18 protein-coding genes are annotated in these 17,591 nt (G+C 65.2%); 9 read left to right on the plus strand and 9 right to left on the minus strand.

What is annotated here, in order from left to right:
- Nucleotide 1 precedes the first annotated feature (1 nt).
- Nucleotides 2-1,651, plus strand: a complete 1,650-nt coding sequence (locus tag MYCSM_RS26430; protein WP_015309242.1) for a DNA repair helicase XPB — start codon at nt 2-4, stop codon at nt 1,649-1,651.
- On the plus strand, nt 1,648-1,797 hold the full coding sequence (locus tag MYCSM_RS36260) for a hypothetical protein (protein WP_015309243.1): 150 nt from the start codon (nt 1,648-1,650) through the stop codon (nt 1,795-1,797). The genes MYCSM_RS26430 and MYCSM_RS36260 overlap by 4 nt, the downstream gene beginning before the upstream one ends.
- On the opposite strand, the gene MYCSM_RS26435 is transcribed toward MYCSM_RS36260, so the two are convergent.
- Entirely contained in the window at nt 1,794-2,138 is a 345-nt protein-coding gene (locus MYCSM_RS26435) for a cupin domain-containing protein (protein ID WP_015309244.1), read from the minus strand. The genes MYCSM_RS36260 and MYCSM_RS26435 overlap by 4 nt on opposite strands.
- Before the next feature lie 85 nt (nt 2,139-2,223).
- Here MYCSM_RS26435 and MYCSM_RS26440 point away from each other — a divergent pair, with 85 nt between their 5' ends.
- Nucleotides 2,224-3,045 (plus strand): NAD(P)H-binding protein, encoded by an 822-nt coding sequence (locus tag MYCSM_RS26440; RefSeq protein ID WP_015309245.1) that lies wholly within the window; start codon nt 2,224-2,226, stop codon nt 3,043-3,045.
- A 46-nt stretch (nt 3,046-3,091) separates the two neighbouring features.
- Here MYCSM_RS26440 and MYCSM_RS26445 read toward each other — a convergent pair whose 3' ends face one another.
- The 4 genes from MYCSM_RS26445 to MYCSM_RS26460 all read right to left on the minus strand — a co-directional run bounded on the left by MYCSM_RS26445 (nt 3,092) and on the right by MYCSM_RS26460 (nt 6,197).
- A complete protein-coding gene (locus MYCSM_RS26445; protein WP_015309246.1) occupies nt 3,092-3,424 on the minus strand; it encodes a hypothetical protein in 333 nt (110 codons plus the stop codon).
- A 245-nt stretch (nt 3,425-3,669) separates the two neighbouring features.
- Nucleotides 3,670-4,098 (minus strand): hypothetical protein, encoded by a 429-nt coding sequence (locus tag MYCSM_RS26450; protein ID WP_015309247.1) that lies wholly within the window; start codon nt 4,096-4,098, stop codon nt 3,670-3,672.
- 9 nt (nt 4,099-4,107) lie between these two features.
- Entirely contained in the window at nt 4,108-5,145 is a 1,038-nt protein-coding gene (locus MYCSM_RS38450; protein ID WP_015309248.1) for a type VII secretion target, read from the minus strand.
- 62 nt (nt 5,146-5,207) lie between these two features.
- The gene (locus MYCSM_RS26460; protein ID WP_041315030.1) at nt 5,208-6,197 is read right to left on the minus strand and encodes an LLM class F420-dependent oxidoreductase; all 990 of its coding nucleotides are present in this window, start codon (nt 6,195-6,197) and stop codon (nt 5,208-5,210) included.
- Between the two features lie 264 nt (nt 6,198-6,461).
- Here MYCSM_RS26460 and MYCSM_RS26465 point away from each other — a divergent pair, with 264 nt between their 5' ends.
- The 4 genes from MYCSM_RS26465 to MYCSM_RS26480 all read left to right on the plus strand — a co-directional run bounded on the left by MYCSM_RS26465 (nt 6,462) and on the right by MYCSM_RS26480 (nt 9,252).
- On the plus strand, nt 6,462-7,826 hold the full coding sequence (locus MYCSM_RS26465) for a phenylacetate--CoA ligase family protein (RefSeq protein ID WP_015309250.1): 1,365 nt from the start codon (nt 6,462-6,464) through the stop codon (nt 7,824-7,826).
- A 109-nt stretch (nt 7,827-7,935) separates the two neighbouring features.
- Nucleotides 7,936-8,157 (plus strand): hypothetical protein, encoded by a 222-nt coding sequence (locus MYCSM_RS26470; protein WP_015309251.1) that lies wholly within the window; start codon nt 7,936-7,938, stop codon nt 8,155-8,157.
- Between the two features lie 47 nt (nt 8,158-8,204).
- Nucleotides 8,205-8,630: a pyridoxamine 5'-phosphate oxidase family protein gene (locus MYCSM_RS26475; RefSeq protein WP_015309252.1), complete on the plus strand. Its 426-nt coding sequence runs from the start codon at nt 8,205-8,207 to the stop codon at nt 8,628-8,630.
- Nucleotides 8,631-8,634: 4 nt separating this feature from the next.
- A complete protein-coding gene (locus MYCSM_RS26480; protein ID WP_015309253.1) occupies nt 8,635-9,252 on the plus strand; it encodes a class I SAM-dependent methyltransferase in 618 nt (205 codons plus the stop codon).
- Here the strand turns inward: MYCSM_RS26480 and MYCSM_RS26485 are convergent.
- Nucleotides 9,203-10,702 (minus strand): class I adenylate-forming enzyme family protein, encoded by a 1,500-nt coding sequence (locus tag MYCSM_RS26485; protein WP_015309254.1) that lies wholly within the window; start codon nt 10,700-10,702, stop codon nt 9,203-9,205. The two genes, MYCSM_RS26480 and MYCSM_RS26485, sit on opposite strands and share 50 nt — an antisense overlap.
- Before the next feature lie 175 nt (nt 10,703-10,877).
- Here MYCSM_RS26485 and MYCSM_RS26490 point away from each other — a divergent pair, with 175 nt between their 5' ends.
- Nucleotides 10,878-12,230, plus strand: a complete 1,353-nt coding sequence (locus MYCSM_RS26490; protein ID WP_015309255.1) for a glycoside hydrolase family 27 protein — start codon at nt 10,878-10,880, stop codon at nt 12,228-12,230.
- Nucleotides 12,231-12,332: 102 nt separating this feature from the next.
- Here the strand turns inward: MYCSM_RS26490 and MYCSM_RS38455 are convergent, their stop codons facing one another.
- Nucleotides 12,333-12,779 (minus strand): hypothetical protein, encoded by a 447-nt coding sequence (locus MYCSM_RS38455; RefSeq protein ID WP_041312717.1) that lies wholly within the window; start codon nt 12,777-12,779, stop codon nt 12,333-12,335.
- A gap of 148 nt (nt 12,780-12,927) precedes the next feature.
- Here MYCSM_RS38455 and MYCSM_RS38460 point away from each other — a divergent pair, with 148 nt between their 5' ends.
- Nucleotides 12,928-13,950: an esterase/lipase family protein gene (locus MYCSM_RS38460; RefSeq protein WP_232425666.1), complete on the plus strand. Its 1,023-nt coding sequence runs from the start codon at nt 12,928-12,930 to the stop codon at nt 13,948-13,950.
- Nucleotides 13,951-14,112: 162 nt separating this feature from the next.
- Here MYCSM_RS38460 and MYCSM_RS26505 read toward each other — a convergent pair whose 3' ends face one another.
- Nucleotides 14,113-16,275, minus strand: coding sequence for a 3-hydroxyacyl-CoA dehydrogenase NAD-binding domain-containing protein (locus MYCSM_RS26505; RefSeq protein ID WP_015309257.1), 2,163 nt, complete (start codon nt 16,273-16,275; stop codon nt 14,113-14,115).
- Nucleotides 16,276-16,284: 9 nt separating this feature from the next.
- A complete protein-coding gene (locus MYCSM_RS26510; protein ID WP_015309258.1) occupies nt 16,285-17,496 on the minus strand; it encodes an acetyl-CoA C-acetyltransferase in 1,212 nt (403 codons plus the stop codon).
- Between the last annotated feature and the right edge of the window lie 95 nt (nt 17,497-17,591).

Genomic DNA, 17,591 nt, shown 5'->3' on the forward strand with positions numbered 1-17,591 from the left:
AATGACCGACGGCCCCCTGATCGTGCAGTCCGACAAGACGGTGCTGCTCGAAGTCGACCATGAGCAGGCCGGCGCGGCGCGCGCCGCGATCGCTCCGTTCGCCGAGCTGGAGCGCGCGCCCGAGCACGTTCACACCTACCGGATCACTCCGCTGGCGCTGTGGAACGCACGCGCGGCGGGCCACGACGCCGAGCAGGTGGTCGACGCGCTGGTGAGCTTCTCCCGCTACGCGGTGCCGCAGCCGCTGCTGGTCGACATCGTCGACGTGATGGCCCGCTACGGGCGCCTGCAGCTGGTGAAGCACCCGGCGCACGGCCTGACGTTGGTCAGCTTCGATCGCGCGGTGCTCGAAGAGGTGCTCCGCAACAAGAAGATCGCGCCGATGCTGGGTGCGCGCATCGACGACGACACCGTCATCGTGCACAACAGCGAGCGCGGCCGCGTCAAGCAGATGCTGCTCAAAATCGGTTGGCCCGCAGAAGATTTGGCTGGGTACGTTGACGGTGAAAAGCACCCGATCTCCCTTGATCAGGAGAACTGGCACCTGCGCGACTACCAGGAGATGGCCGCGGACTCGTTCTGGGAGGGCGGCTCTGGCGTGGTGGTGTTGCCGTGCGGTGCGGGCAAGACGCTCGTCGGCGCGGCAGCGATGGCCAAGGCCGGCGCGACCACGCTGATCCTGGTGACCAACACCGTCGCCGGCAGGCAGTGGAAGCGCGAGCTGATCAACCGGACGTCGCTGACCGAGGAGGAGATCGGCGAGTACTCGGGGGAGAAGAAGGAGATCCGGCCCGTCACGATTGCGACGTACCAGGTGATCACCCGCCGCACCAAGGGCGAGTACCGCCACCTCGAGCTGTTCGACAGCCGCGACTGGGGCCTGATCATCTACGACGAGGTGCACCTGCTGCCCGCACCGGTGTTCCGGATGACAGCGGACCTGCAGTCGCGCCGGCGTCTCGGGTTGACCGCCACGCTGATCCGCGAGGACGGCCGCGAGGGCGACGTGTTCTCGCTCATTGGCCCCAAGCGCTATGACGCGCCCTGGAAAGACATCGAGGCCCAGGGCTGGATCGCGCCCGCCGAATGCATCGAAGTCCGCGTGACGATGACCGACAACGAGCGCATGCTCTATGCCGTCGCCGAACCCGACGAGCGCTACAAGCTGTGCTCCACGGTGCACACCAAGATCGCGGTGGTGAAGTCGATCCTGGACAAACACCAAGGCGAACAGACGTTGGTGATCGGCGCGTACCTCGACCAGCTCGACGAGTTGGGCCAGGAACTCAACGCCCCGGTGATTCAGGGCTCGACGAAGACCGCCGAACGCGAGGCCTTGTTCGACGCGTTCCGCCGCGGCGAGATCTCCACCCTGGTGGTGTCGAAGGTGGCGAACTTCTCCATTGACTTGCCGGAAGCGTCTGTGGCAGTGCAGGTTTCGGGCACCTTCGGGTCCAGGCAGGAGGAGGCGCAGCGGTTGGGACGGCTGCTGCGTCCTAAACACGACGGCGGCGGCGCGATGTTCTATTCAGTGGTGTCGCGCGACAGCCTCGACGCGGAGTATGCCGCGCACCGGCAGCGGTTCCTGGCCGAGCAGGGCTACGGCTACGTCATCAAGGACGCCGACGATCTATTGGGTCCGGCGATATGACCGTTCGGCGCGTCATGCCGATCCTGACCGTGCCGGATTTGGAGGCGGCCCGCGACGCGTACGTGCGGGTGCTGGGGCTGCGCGAGGTGATGAACCTCGGCTGGAGAGACTTCATAGCGTACGAAACTGCACACTCGGCAGACTAGGTATGCGGCCCAACGGGTTTCGAGACAGTCAGTAGCACGACCGAGTCCTCAACGGCATGTAAGCCGTGTCGCTCCCGAGGCAGCACGATCAGGTCGCCCGGCGACCCATCCCAACCTGATGCGGAGTTCGTCACGCGCACCCTGCCCTGCAGCACCTCGAGCGTCGCCTCACCCGGACTCTCGTGATCGTCCATGGTGCTGCCGGCGATCATGGCCATCAGCGTCTGGCGTAGTGCATGTTCGTGGCCGCCATAGACGGTGTGGGCGCTGCGTCCGCTACTGGCCGCACGCGCAGACTCCAGGTGCTGCCGGGCAAGTGCAGTGAGTGAGATCTTCTCCATCGCCCATCCCCTTCCAGACGATTGAACATTCCATTGAGCGTCCTGGCCATGGATCGTCTCGAATCCGGGCCGTTGAATTCGAGGCATGACCAACAACACCATTCTCGTCATCGGCAGCACCGGCAAGACGGGAACGCGCGTAGTCGATCAACTGGCACAGCGTGGCGTCGCAGTCCGGCACGGCTCACGGTCGGCCGACATCCCATTCGACTGGGACACCCCCCGGACCTGGGCGTCGGCGCTGGCCGGCGTCGACAGGGTCTACATCACCTACTACCCGGACCTGGCCGTCCCGGGTTCGGTCGACGCCATCGGCAGGCTGACCGAGCTGGCCAAGGCCGCCGGCGTCCGCCGACTCGTGCTGCTGTCCGGGCGCAACGAAGCCGAGGCCGAGAAGGCCGAGCGCGTCGTGATGGCCTCCGGACTGGAGTGGACGATCGTGCGGTGCGCGTTCTTCGCACAGAACTTCGACGAGGGCGCGTGGCTCGACGAGGTGCTCGCGGGCACGGTCTCACTGCCGGTCGATCAGGTGCAGGAACCGTTCGTCGACGCCGATGACATCGCCGACGTGGTGGTGGCGGCGTTGACCGACGACCGCCACGTCGGCCAACTCTACGAGCTGACCGGTCCACGCCTGCTCAGCTTCGGCGACGCGGTGGCGGAGATCGGGGCGGCTGCGGGCCGGCACATCAATTTCGTCTCGGTGCCGATCGAGGACTACACCGCGATGCTCACGGAATACGTTCTGCCGCAAGACTTCATCTGGCTGCTGAGCCATCTGTTCACCGAAGTGCTCGGCAGCAAGGCGCAGCTCGCCGACGGCGTGCAACGCGCACTCGGCCGCGAGCCGAAAGACTTCGCCGACTACGCCCGTGAGGCGGCCGCCACCGGCGTGTGGACTCCGTGAGTTTGATTCACGGTGAGCGGATCTCGGTCGCGTGGCGGTGGTTTGCTCATTCCGACGGGAACCGGTCACGCAACGCGTCGAGCAACTCCTGGGCCTCGGCGACGCGGCCGCGCATCCGCACCAAGTTATCCGGAGGCCGATTCGGATCATCGATGCCACGTTCACAACGCCTGCGCCAACGCTTTTCCATCGAGGCGACAAGCGCCTCCAACTCGGCGATTTCGCCTAGTAGAACGGCGTCGAAAAGCCGCGCCTGCGCGATATCGGCGGGATGCGCCGGCCGAGCCCAGGTGTCAGCGCGCTGCCGGACGAGGTGCGGCCGGGGCACCCACACCGGACGGTGGGGTTCTAGGTCGACCTCGCGTGGAATCGATAACACGTACAGATCCTCACAGAGGTTTGAAACGTCAGCGACTCCACAGGTTCACCGGGCCGTTAAGTTTCGTTGGCTGCGCGTTACCCCTTATTCACTTCGGATCGGGCCCCCCAGTGAGGACTGCGGGCCGGCAGGGTGCGTGGTGGACCTCGGCGAGATTCTGCGCGCCGAGATTGCAGTTATCGTGATGGACACTCGATATTTTCCGCGATAACTGCAATCTCGCCTGGCATCCTGCGGTGTGCCGCTCAACGGTCTCCGTTCTCGTCAGAGACGTATCGGGATGCGAAAACTTCCGCCGCCGATGCCGCCGCCTCCTCCGGTGTCGGCATATCCAGTTCGCGCCGCAATCCGTCGCGCATGATCGCAGGGTCATAACCCATCACGCGCACTCCTTCGACGATCAACGTATGCAGTTGCGACCGGGCCTTCTGGCGCGCCAGATCCGCGATGACAGTGATCTCCTCGGCCAGTTCCCGTTCCGTCATGTCCGTCACATTGGGTGCAAGTTCGACATGATCGACTCTGCCGTCCAGGCACACCGTGACCGACACGGTCCGAGCTGGATTGGTGACGGTGTACAGCGGTGACGAAAGTTCTTGTTCCGCACCGTCTTCCGGCGCGGGAACGTATTCGTCGAACGCCTCCAACGCTGAGTAATTTTCGTCGTCCGTCACGGCTCTTCCTCAGGGAGGTGGCAGCTGATCGTCGAGCTTGGCCTTCTCGGCCAGGTCGGTCTCATCGTACTTCTCGGCGGCGTTGCGGAGCTTCCCGGCGAGTTCGATGCTGACGCCTGCTGTGCGGTTGCCGGCCGTCGCGCGTTCAGTTTCTGCCGCCGCCACCGCAGCGCTTGTCACGGCACAGACCAGGCCGTGGGTCTTCGTCATGTTCTCGCCAACGCTCTGCACCGCCGAGACCGCCGAACTGATGCCGCGCGCCGCCTCGTCCTGGTGCGAAGCCACACTACGGATAGTGGACGCGGCGATTCGCCTGTCTTGACCGTCCCCGATCGAATCCTGCTGCGTTGCAGCCGTACTCACCTGCTGATACATCGCAAGCGCTTCACGTACCGCAGCGGCATTGGTGTTGGCGTTGTTGTGCATTTCCCACATCTTCGCCGACGCATCCTTCAAAGCCATTCCCACAGCCAGCATCTCGGCTTGCATCTGGATGGCCTTGCCCACTTCTGGGATGACACCGAGGGTCTGCGTGTACTCGCCGTATTCAGCCAGCCAGTCGTGCAACCCGTTGAGCGTGCGGCGGGTCTCGACGAGTTCGCCGGCCTCGCGGCTCACGATGGACGCGATCCGGCTGTCAGCATCAGCGAGCGTGGCCACCCTGTTCTCCTGTTCGCCGACGCGTCGCTCATATGCCGCGGGGGCGGGTCCGCCGTCCCACGACGAATTCGTGTGCGCATCAGCGAGGCTCTGCTTGGCATCGTCGAAAGCGCGCGACCCGTCGCCGAATGCCTCGCCCGACTGGGGATCACCATCGCCGGTGGTCCGCACCATGCCCTGAATCACTTTCTGGCCGCCGACCAGAACCGACGTCGGCGCGACATCTAGCGGCGACGCCGACTTCCCGACGCTTTTCGCGACGTCTGCGATGTCAGCGAGGGTGGCCCGCTTTGCGACGAACTCGACGACTTGTGCGGCGCTGCGGACCCTGCCCGCCGCGTCCGTGACGAAGTCGCAGACGTTTTCGACAACGTCGTAGATCCCCATGCGCTCGCCACCCTTTCCTCAGTGAGGCTAACAGCGCAGCGAATGGCTTCCGCGCATCAATTTCAGGTCAGCGCGGGGATGACCTCACGTTCGAACAGTTCGATGCCCGAGCGGTCATAGGCGGCCTCCGGGAAGTTGAGGATGGCGTACTCGCAACCGAGTTCGCGCATCCGCGTCAGCTTCTCCACGATCTGCTCGGGAGTGCCACTCGCCGAGTCCGGTGACGTCACCGTTGCCAGCATCGGGTCCACGGCGGCGTCGGGTGCCACCGAGACCATCCTGGCCCGCACGCGCGCCACGCGGTCACCAATGTCGGCGTCCGATTCGCCGACAACGGCGTTGAAGTTGGCCGACCGCACGATCGCGTCGTAATCGGTGCCCACATCGCGGCAATGGTCCGACAGCACTCTCGACTTGTGCGCGAACCCCTCGGGCTCGGAGGTGAAGTTGGTGTACTGCGCGAACTTGGCGGCGATTCGCAGCGTCACCTTCTCGCCGCCGCCGGCGATCCACAGCGGAAGACCACCCTCCTGTAAGGGCTTTGGCTCGACGATCGCGCCGTCGACCTGATAGTGCTTGCCGTTGAGGCTGACTTCGCCCTTGCGCCACGCATCGCGCATGATCTGCACGCCCTCGTCGAGCATGCCGAGTCGGGCGCCCGCCGACGGGAAGCCGTAGCCGTAGGCCTTCCACTCGTGCTCGTACCAGCCGCCGCCGATGCCCATCTGGACCCGGCCGCCGGAGATGATGTCGGCGGTGGCGGACACCTTGGCGAGATAGACCGGGTTGCGGTAGCCCATGGCCGTGCACATCTGACCGAGCTTGACCCGCGATGTGGTCGCCGCGTAGGCCGACATCAGCGACCACGCCTCGTGGGTGGCCTCGCGGGTGGGCACCGGGACCGTGTGGAAGTGGTCGTAGACCCACACGGAGTCCCATGCGCTGCCGTCAGCGTAGGCAGCAAGGTCGCGCATCACCTGCCAGTGTTTTTCGGTGGGAATGTCGACGAGGTCGAGCCGCCAACCCTGCGGAATGAAGAAGCCAAAGCGCATGAGTCTCGACTCTATGCCGCTATCGGCGGCGGGGCCTGCCAGCCCTGCCAGGCAACCATCGGGGTCGCAGGCTGCCACGAGCGCGAGGAACGAGCGGTTGACCTCGTCGATGCCCCCGAGGTGCGGCTCGATGACGTCGCGGCACGTAACCGGCCTGCTCGACAGGAGACACACAAGTTGGTGTGCCGGTAATCGGCAAACATCGGCCAGGCTCGCCCTATGCTGATTTACGGAAACGTCAAATCAGGATCAACGTAGGACGCGATGACGGCCCGAGCCAAGTACGAGCGCATGCGCGCGGTCCATCTGAGCGCGGTCCAGGCTGCGCTCGTCGACCACACCGCGCGACTCGCCTGGACCTCCGATCAGATTGAGCAGTACCGGGAACATCAACTGCGCGCGCTGTTGTCGTTCGCACGCCAACGGTCGCCGTTTCACGCCCGCCGCCTACGCGCCCTCGAGCTGAGCTCGGTCACTGTCGCCGACTTGGCGTCGGTGCCGGTGATGACGAAGGCCGACTCGCAGGACAACTGGGACGACATCGTCACCGACCGCAGGCTCAACCGCGATCGCGCGGAACGCATTCTGGCAGAACAGGAATGGTATTCGTACACGCCCGACGGCTACCAGATATTCAGCTCCGGCGGCTCCAGCGGGGTGCGCGGCGTCTACGTCTGGAACTGGCAGTTGTACGTGTCCGCGGCCTGCCTGGCATGGCGGACCCAAGCGCAGGCGGAGCGACGTGCCCCGCACCCGGGCCCCACACGGATGGCGGTCCTCGAGGCGGGCGCCCCGCCGCATGCCAGCACGCCCCTCTTTGACGTGCCGACCGTGGCGGGCATGCAAACAGTCGTCATTCCGGCGGGAGCGCCGTTCGACGAAGTGCTTTCCGCGGTGGCAGCCGCCCGGCCGACGCACCTGGTCGGCTACCCGTCCGTGATCGGCCGACTCGCCCGCGCGGTGCTTGACGGCGATCTGGACTGCCAGCCGGTGCGGGTGAGCACCAACTCCGAGCCACTCCTCGACGAAGACCGCCAGGCGATCGCCGACGCGTGGCAGGCGCCGGTCCACAACCTGTGGGGATCCACCGAGATCGGCGTGCAGGCCGTCGGTTGCGGTATCGGCGACGGCCTGCACATCTGCGAGGACGAGGTGGTGCTCGAACGGGTCGATGAGAACGGCGCGCCGGTCGGTCCCGACGAGCCGGCCGCGCGCACTCTGGCCACCGGGTTGGCGAATCGGACGTTCCCATTCATCCGCTACGACCTCGGTGACGACGTCAAGGTGCTCAAAGGCCCGTGCGAATGCGGCAGCGCGTTCGCACGAGTCGCCGCCATCGGCGGGCGGCGCGACGACGACTTCTGCTACGGCTCGATTACGGTGCCCGCCATCGCTTTCCGCCATGTCCTCGGGACTGATCCACACGTTTCCGAATACCAGGTCATGCAGACCACTCGCGGCGCCGACATCCTTGCCGTGGGCCGTCCGGACATCGACAACTTGGCGACGTCAGTGGCGGCGGCGCTGCAGCGGTGCGGGCTGCCGAATCCGAGTGTCAAAATCAAGCCTGTCGACCGCATTCCCCGCAACCGGGCCAGCGGCAAACTCAAGCGTTTCATTGCGCTGTAGGCAAGCGGGACCCAAACGACATTCGGAATTAACCAGCGAAGGCTGATCATGAGCTATGGTGTGCCTCACACCAGCGATAGAATGTGAGCTGGCGCACAGAGGAGGCTCAGTGTTCAGTCATAACGGGCGTCCGGTACCTGGGCCCAAGGTCAGGCCAGTAGGCGCCGGAGGCTCGGTCGACGGCATCCATTGGGTCAAGAACACGCTCCTGGCGCTCATCGCTATTTGCGCGCTCGCGGGCATCGTCAGCACGGCTTCGATGGGGCAGACGCAAGCCGCACTGGCGATCGGCATCGTCGCGCTCGCCTTCTTCTCAAGGGCCTGGTGCTGACGCTTCCTCTCGAGGCCTTGTCATAACGCGCGACTAGCCTGGGCCGCATGGCCCTCTCCAAGGAAGAACGCGAACAGTTTCTGGCCGAGCCGCACATCGCCGCGCTGTCGGTGAGCGCGGGCGACAAACGTGGACCACTGACGGTCCCCATCTGGTACCAGTACACGCCCGGTGGCGAGGCATGGGTGCACACCGGAAGCGGCTCACGCAAGCACCGGCTAATCGAGACCCAGGGTGAATTCACGCTGATGGTCCAGCGGCTCGAACCGACTGTCCGCTACGTCGCGGTCGACGGCCCGGTCAGCCGCATCGAACCGGCCACCGACGAGCAACTCGTCGAGATGGTCAAGCGCTACATGCCGCCCGACAAGGTCGATGCCTACCTCGAGTTCGCCCGCCGGGAACACGGAGACGGCGTGGCCATCTTCATGAAACCGGAGCACTGGCTGTCAGCTGACCTCGGCTCAATGTGACGTCATGTCGTCGAAGCACCTGCTGTTCAAGCTCATGTACCGGTTCGGGTTCACGCCGTGGAATGAGCATCCGTTAGCGACAAGTCTGCGGAATCTGGTCGAGGGCGAAGACGCTCTGCCGACCGGACCCGCGCTCGACATCGGTTGCGGCACAGGCGATTCGTCGATTTATCTCGCGGAGCACGGCTGGCGGGTCACCGGGGCGGACTTCGTGCCGACGGCGTTGGACAAGGCACGGGCGAAGGCGGCAGCGAAAAATGTGGCGGTCGACTTCGTGCACGCCGATGCAACGCGGCTGTCCTCCGAGGGCGTAGGCAAGGATTTCACGCTGATCGTCGACAATGGCTGCCTGCATGGCATGAGCGACGACGACCGCGACGCCTATGTCCGCGAGGTCACGGCACTGGCGGCACCGGATGCCCGACTTCTCATCGTGGCGTTCCCGCCGGGTTCGTTCCCGGTGCGTGGAATCGCGCCGGCCGAAGTCGAACAGCGGTTCAGCCAGCGGTGGCAGCTGCTGTCTGCCGAAGACGAACCAGGACTGTCGTCAGGGACAGGTTCCAGGCGCGCTACTACCTGTTCGCGCGCAGTTCGTAAAGAGCGGCGACGGCGGGCAGGCTGACTTTCAGCGCGGGGTTGCGCGGTAGTTCGTCGACGATAGCGAAGTCGACCGGCACGTTGTACACCGGCAATGCTTGGCGGACAAGGTCTTTGAGCTCGTCTGCGGTTGGAACCGGCACGCCTGGCGTTGCTTCGATGGCCGCGAACGGCACCTGCCCCAGCCGCTTGTCGGGTACGCCCACCACGCAGGCGTCCCGCACGGCCGGATGCGAGATCAACACGCGTCGAACGGTTTCCGGCAGGATCTTGAAGCCACCGCGGTTGATGGCACCGTCGGCCCTGCCGTGCAGGGTGACGAAGCCGTCGACGTCAATCGAGGCGATGTCGGTGGTGCGGATCCAATCCGGGCTGATCGGTGCGACCCTGGCCTCCAACAACCCTTGCTCGCCGACGGGCAGCTCGGCTCCGGTGTCCGGGTCGACGACGCGCACCCGGGTGTCGGGCAGCGGCCTGCCGACGCTGTCGCGCTTGGCGTCACCGAACTGCACGACGTCGGCCGGTGTCCACGCGCACAATGAGCCTGCGAATTCCGTTGCGCCATAGGCTAACCGGATCGGAATCTCGAAGTGCTTCTCGAACTCGTCGCGGGTTTGAGGGTCGAGCGGTCCCGACGCGCTGATCAGAAATTCGAGTGACGCAAGATCCTGCTTGGGTACGTCGGCGTCGAGCAGCATGCGGACGACCGCAGGCTGCACGCCGGAGCGCTTGATGCGGTGGGTCTTGATGGCGTTGACGAAGCCGTCGACAGTGAAGCGCTCGAGCATCACAATGCGTCGGGCGTTGTGGACACCGGCGACGAGTTGGCATACCCCGATGCCGCCGAACTGCCAGTAGGCGAACTCCGGCGGGGCGCCCGGCGCGTCCTTCTCGCCGCTCGTCACGCTGAAGACGGTTCGCTCCAGCACGGAGGTCTTGATGTCCTGGCGCTTTGGCGGGCCAGTGGTGCCGCTGGTTAAAATCTGAAGGGCCACACCGGGTTCGACCTCGGCGTGCTGACGGCTGCTGTCGCGATGTTCGAGCCCGTCGACCGCTGCGACGCCCGGCTGCGACGACGAGATCGCGATGCCTGCGCTGCCTGCGCGCTTCGCGGCGTCGACCACTTCGTCGGCCCAGTCCTCGCGGTCGGCGACGATCGCGGACAGGTTCAGCTTTTCGATGTCGCGACCGATCGCGTCGGGCGACTGGAACGAATAGATCATCGAGACGGGTCGGCCGGCAGCCAAGAAGCCGATGATCGCGGCGGCATGCGGCAGCCGGTTGCGAACGACCAGCCCGACGGGTGCGCCGGCGGGCACACCGGATTCGTCGAGCAGGGAGGCGATGGCGTCGGCGTATCCGGTGATATCGGCACCGGAATACCAGCGGCCTTCGAACTCGATACACGGCTGCTCGCCGTAGCTCGCCAGCCCTGCCGCGAATGTTTCGGTAAACCTTTCGGGCACGAGCCTCATTCTGCTACGCCCTCTCCACCGATTTTGCAATGAGGGTTGTTGTGCATGCGAGTCCGTAGCCTTGAGTGCAATCTTGAGCGCATTCAGCGGCCACGCAGGGCGCTGACAGCGTACGCACACCCTGGTCGGCGATCCTCGGCCGGTGGGCGTACGGCTGTGTTCGATCCTCGTCGCAATGAGCTTGGCGAGCGCGGGCATCGCCGGCTGCGCCGCCCACATCGATGCGGGTGCACCGCAGCGGCTCACGCCGCCGATGGGGTGGAACTCGTGGAACTCCGGTATCCCGCTGACCGAAGACACGGTCAAGGCCACCGTCGACGCGATGGTCTCGTCCGGCATGCGCGACGCGGGTTACCGCTACGTCAACCTCGACGCGGGTTGGGCGGCACCGACGCGCGGACCCGACGACAAACTGCGCGCCGATCCGAAGACGTTTCCGCACGGCATCGCGGCATTGGCTCGCTACGTCCATGACCGGGGCATGCTGCTCGGCCTGTATGCCAGCCCCTACGACGAGACCTGCGGGCAGGATCCCCGGATCGCCAGCGCAGGCCACGAGGACACCGACGCCAGGACGTTCGCAGCGTGGGGCGTCGACTACCTGAAGTACGACTGGTGCCACCCCGATGCGGACCACGCCAATCAGGTCAAGCTCTTCACTGCGATGCGAAATGCATTGCGCGCCACCGGTCGTCGCATCTTCTACAGCATCAATCCGAACAGTTCCAACAATCACCATGCCGGAACAGGCTACGACTGGTCGGGCATCGCCGACATGGCCCGCAACACCACCGACCTGGTTCCGGTGTGGCGAAACACGCTGCCGCCGTTGGACAGCTCCGACGCGTTCCTCACCGGCACCTATTTGGGCGTGCCCGACGAGTTTCGCGCCTCCTCGCCGGTGGTCTCGCGAAGCCGCGCAGAGTATTTCAATGACCCCGACATGCTTGTCGTGGGATTGTCGTGGAGTGACTTCTTCGTCAATCACCTCGACCTCAGCCGCATTCTCGTGTCGGAGGACGACCTGACACCCGAGCGTCTGCAGAAGGTGCGTGCGAAGCTTGCGCTGTCCAACGCCGAGGTGTCGTGGCGCGCCAACGCTCAGCCCAGTTTGACCGAATCCGAACAGCGCGCGCACTTTTCGTTGTGGGCAATGCTGGCGGCGCCGCTGCTGGCGGGCAACGACGTCCGGACGATGAGCGATCAGACGCGCGCGATCCTGACCAACCGCGATGTGATCGCTGTGGACCAGGACCCATTGACCGCGCAGGCAAAGGCGTTACCGCGGGACAACAGAGTCCTGGTGAAGCCGCTGTCGGACGACGCCGTGGCGGTCGCGCTGTTCAACGCCGCCGACCAACCCGCAGACATCACCACTAGTGCATCGATCGCCGGACTGCGCGACGCGCCATGCTACGCAGTGCGCGACTTGTGGACGCACACCGACACCACGACGACCGGCGCGATCGCCCGCACCGTCGCGCCACACGACGTCGCGATGCTGCGGATCTCGCCGACCTGTCGCTGAGCCGACAACGAGCATTGCCAATATCGGGACAACCCCGACCCTGATCTGGATACATTGCATGCCTACCGGACGGGGAGGTCTGCGAGTGTCCACGAGGTCCTTCTATTGGTGGTTGCGGTTAACGGTGGCCGCCTTCGTCCTGTCGGCCTGGGTCGCGGTCGGATTGAGCAGCGGTATCGCCAAGGCCGACGATCCGTCGCCCTCAGGGGACACTTCGACTTCGGCGGGGTCACCGGCTTCGAACCCGTCGAAGCCCGACGGCCCGAAACTGTCTGCGGAGAAACCCGACGGCCCGAAACTGTCTGCGGAGAAAGCCGACGGGCCGAAACTGTCCGCGGAGAAAGCCGGCACCACTGCTGAATCGACGTCGCAAGCTGACGACAGCAACGCGGCCGCGAAGAAGACGGATGCGGCTTCGGGCTCCGATGATCCGCCACAGCGGCACACCCGCCAAAGTTCACACCAACCCGGCTCGACCATCGCGTCAACAAAGCCCGCAACGCTGGCGAAGCCTGCCGCCGACGACTCGGAGCCCTCGACGACCAGCACGACAAGTCAGCGAGCAGCTGTTGTATCTACACCACCGACTGACTCACAGCCGGTGGCCGCGAAATTGGCCTCAATCGCGCCTGCAGTCCCGAGCACGACATCTGGCGGCAACACGATCAGACTCCCGCAGCCTCGGGAAGTCGTCGGCTTGGTATCCGACGTGGGCGTCGTCGCGATGTCGGCGGTGTGGACCTTGGCGGACACCACCGCGCAGATCTTCGGACCGCACAGTTTCTTCGGAGCGCCGTATGCATTGGCGACCGCTGTCGCCAATGCGGCTGCGGCGGTGAGCCGATCGCTGATCGGAGCACCAGCCACCGCCAGCACAGGACCCTTCCCCGTCAACTACGGGCTCATCGACGGGCTTTCCTTCTTCAATCCGCAGAAACCGCCACCCGGTGCAAATGATCCGTCGATCACGGTCACTCCCGAGCATCCGCTGCCGATCATTCTGATCAACGGCACGATTGCCACCCAGGGCGAGAATTGGGGTGTGGGAGCGCCCGTGCTCGCGAATGCCGGCTACAAGGTCTACACCTTCAACTACGGCAACGTCACGAACGATCCGAATTTCCCGATCCAGGCGACGGACGATATCAGGCAGTCCGCGCAGCAGCTGTCCGACGAGGTGAACAAGGTCCTCGAGGAAACCGGCGCGCCCAAGGTGATCCTCATCGGCCATTCGCAGGGCGGCGGAATCCTTCCCGCGTACTACATCAACAACCTCGACGGCGCCGACAAGGTCTCGCAGCTCATCGGTATCGCACCGAGCAATCACGGCACAGATGCCAGCGGCCTGATCGGGCTGCAGGGCTTGCCGATTCTGGGACCGCTGGTCATCGCGTTCGCGAATGCGGTGGGGCCGGCCCTGGAGCAGCAGTCGCTGGGTAACGCCTTCCAGCAGGAGGTGTACGGCAACGGCGACACCCGCCCCGGTGTCCTGTACACCACGATCATCTCGAAGAACGACGAGATCGTCACCCCGTACACGCAACAGTTGCTCGACGGCCCAGCCGTGACGAACGTCGTACTTCAGGACCTGTATCCGAACCTTCCCGCCGGGCACCTTGGCGTGGTGTTGAGCCCGCAGGTGTGGTCCATCGTTCTGGACGCGCTGGCGAGCAATCAGGCGGCCAATCCGTTGCAGCAGAACGAAGCGTTGGTCGCATAGCAAGTCGCAGTCGTGCAAGATTGCACTCACGGTCGTGGTTCTTGGCAATCGACAGCCCTCACTGCACTATTCAGCCACTGGACAAAGCGAAAGCCCCCGAGACGCCGCGGAGCCGCTTCGGCGGCGACATCCGACAGTGCCCCGGGGGCCTTGCTTCTACTGCTAGCTGGACAGTGACGAGGGCGGGGTGAAGCGATCGCCATAGCGGGCGGCCAGTTCCTTGGCGCGCGCCACGAAGGCGTCCTTGCCGGTGCCGGCCGGGCCCTGGTAGCCGACGATGAACTGCGCCGAACCACCGGTGTACGGCGGGAAGCCGATCCCCATGATCGAGCCGATGTTCGCGTCGGCAGTCGAGGTGAGCACGCCCTCGTCGAGGCACTTCTGCGTCTCGAGCGCCTCGGCGAACAGCATCCGGTCGATCATGTCCTGCAACGGAATCTCGGCACTCCCCGACTTGAACGTCTCGCGCAGCCCGGGCCACAGCTGGGTCCGCTTACCGTCGGTGTACTCGTAGAAGCCGGCGCCCTTCAAACGGCTGGGCCGACCGATCTCGATCATCTTCTCGACGACCGCCTCGGCAGGGTGCGCCTCGTACTTGCCGCCGGCGTCCTCGATGCCCTTGCGGCTGGCGGTGGCGATCTTGTGCATCAGCTCGAGGTTCAGCTCGTCGGACAGCTGCAGTGGCGGTGCCGGGTAGCCGGCCTGCGACCCCGCGTGCTCGATCGACGCCGGTTCCACACCCTCACCGAGCATGGCCAGCGCCTCGTTCACGAAGGTGCCGATGACACGCGAGGTGAAGAAGCCGCGGCTGTCGTTGACGACGATCGGGGTCTTGCCGATGGCCAGTGTGTAGTCGAACACACGGGCCAGCGCCTCGTCAGATGTCTTCTCGCCCTTGATGATTTCCACCAGCGGCATCTTGTCGACGGGTGAGAAGAAGTGGATCCCGATGAAGTCCTCCTGGCGCTTCACGCCGGTCGCCAGACCGGTGATCGGCAGCGTGGAGGTGTTCGAGCCGAGCAGTGCGTTGGGCTCGACGATGTCCTGGATCTCCTGGAATACCCTGTGCTTAAGTTCCTGGCTCTCGAACACGGCCTCGATCACGAAGTCGACACCCGCGAAGTCCGCGGCGTCGGCCGTCGGCGTGATCCGGTCAAGCAGCGCCTTGGACTTCTCCTCGGTGGTCTTGCCACGCTGAAGTGCCTTGGCCTCAAGCTTTTCCGAGTAGTTCTTGCCTTTCTCGGCGGCCTCGATGCTGACATCCTTGAGCACCACGTCGTAGCCTGCCTTGGCCGACACGTAAGCGATACCGGCACCCATCATGCCCGCACCAAGCACGCCGATCTTGTTGATCTTCACCGGGGCGATGCCGTCGGGCCTGCTACCGCCACCATTGATGTGCTGCAGGTCGAAGAAGAACGCCTGAATCATGTTCTTGGCGACCTGGCCGGTGACCAGCTGGGTGAAGTAGCGACTCTCGATGCGGCTGGCGGTGTCGAAGTCCACCTGCGCACCCTCGACGGCCGCGTCCAGGATGGCGCGCGGCGCCGGCATCGGCGCACCCTTGAGCTGCTTGCGCAGCAGCGCGGGAAACGACGGCAGGATGCCCGCCAGCGCCGGCGACGACGGGGTGCCGCCGGGCATCTTGTAGCCCTTGGCATCCCACGGCTGCACGAAGACACGGTCCGGATTGTCCTTGAGCTCCTCTTTAATCCAAGCCTTGGCCCTCGGCACCAACTCCTCGACCGAGCCCACCAGCTCGTCGACCAGACCGATCTCCTTGGCCTGGGCAGGCTTGAACCGGGTGCCCTGGCTGAGGATGTTCATGAAGGCGTTCTGGATGCCGAACATCCGCACGGTGCGGGTGACGCCGCCGCCGCCGGGCAGCAGGCCCAGCGTCACCTCGGGCAGACCGACGACAAGGCCCTTGACGTCGGCAGCGATGCGGTGATGACACGCGAGCGCGATCTCGAGGCCCCCGCCGAGCGCGGCGCCGTTGATGGCGGCCACGACCGGCTTGCCGAGCGTCTCGAGGGCGCGCAGGTCGCGCTTGACGTTCTCGACGGTGTCGAACGCCTCGCCGGCGTTCTCCGGGCCGAGGTTGATCATTCCCTTGAGGTCACCGCCCGCGAAGAAGGTCTTCTTGGCGCTGGTGATGACGACGCCGGTGATCGAATCCTTCTCCGCGGCAAGGCGTTCGACCGCATTGTGCATAGACTCGCTGTAGTGCTCGTTCATTACGTTCGCCGACCCTGTCGGGTCATCGAGCGTCAGGGTGACGATGCCGTCGGCATCCTTGTCCCACTGAATGGTGTTCTCTGCCATGCCTTTTCCTTAAACTCGCTCGATGATGGTCGCGACACCCATGCCGCCGCCGATGCACAGCGTGATCAGCGCGCGACGGGCATTGCGGCGCTCGAGCTCGTCGACCATGGTTCCGGTGATCATGGCGCCGGTGGCGCCCAGCGGGTGGCCCATCGCGATGGCGCCACCGTTGACGTTGAGCTTCTCGTCGGGGATGTTCAGGTCCTTCTGGAACTTCAGCACCACCGAGGCGAACGCCTCGTTCAGCTCGAACAGGTCGATGTCGTCGACCGTGAGGCCTGCGCGGTCGAGCACCTTGCGGGTGGCAGGCGTCGGACCGGTCAGCATGATGACGGGATCGGCGCCGCTGGTGGCGGTGGCCACGATGCGCGCGCGGGGCGTCAAATTTTGTGAGGTGCCGGCTTTTTCGCTGCCGACGAGCACCAGCGCGGCGCCATCGACGATGCCGGAGCTGTTACCGCCGGTGTGGACGTGGTTGATCTTTTCGACCCAGTGGTACTTCTGCAGCGCCACGTCGTCGAAGCCACCCATCTCGCCGATGCCGTCGAACGCGGTCTTCAGCTTGCCCAGGCCCTCGAGTGTGGTGTCGGGACGCATGTGCTCGTCGTGGTCGAGGATCGTCAAGCCGTTCTGATCGCGCACCGGAACCACCGACTTGGCGAAGTAGCCGCCCGACCATGCCGCGGCGGCCTTCTCCTGGCTGCGCAGCGCGTAGCGGTCGACGTCCTCGCGGTCGAAGCCCTCGATGGTGGCGATCAGGTCGGCGCCGATGCCCTGCGGCACGAAGCCGATCTGGTAATTGGTCTCGGGGTCGGTCGCCCACGCGCCGCCGTCGGAGCCCATCGGGACGCGGCTCATCGACTCGACACCGCCGGCCAGCACCAGGTCGTCCCAGCCGGAGCGGACCTTCTGCGCGGCGGTGTTTACGGCCTCAAGGCCAGACGCGCAGAAGCGGTTGAGCTGCACGCCGCCGGTGGTCTCGGGCAGGCCCGCGGCCAGCACCGCGGTGCGGGCGATGTCGCCGCCCTGATCCCCGACCGGCGAGACGACGCCAAGGATCATGTCGCTGATCAGCGTCTCGTCCAGATCCGGGTAGCGCCGACGCAGCTCGTCGACCAGGCCGACGACCAGGTTCAGCGGCTTGACCTCGTTCAGCGATCCATTGCGCTGCTTGCCGCGAGGCGTACGGATGGCCTCGTAGATGAAGGCTTCTTCAGACATGAAGATTCTTCCTGTTCAGATGGGGTTATGGGAGCCCAGCCCATGTGGGCGGTAGTCCTCTGCCCGGCCAGCCTAACAGGCTAAACCAACCTGTT

Origin of the sequence: Mycobacterium sp. JS623 (assembly GCF_000328565.1) — a bacterium.
GTDB lineage: Bacteria > Actinomycetota > Actinomycetes > Mycobacteriales > Mycobacteriaceae > Mycobacterium.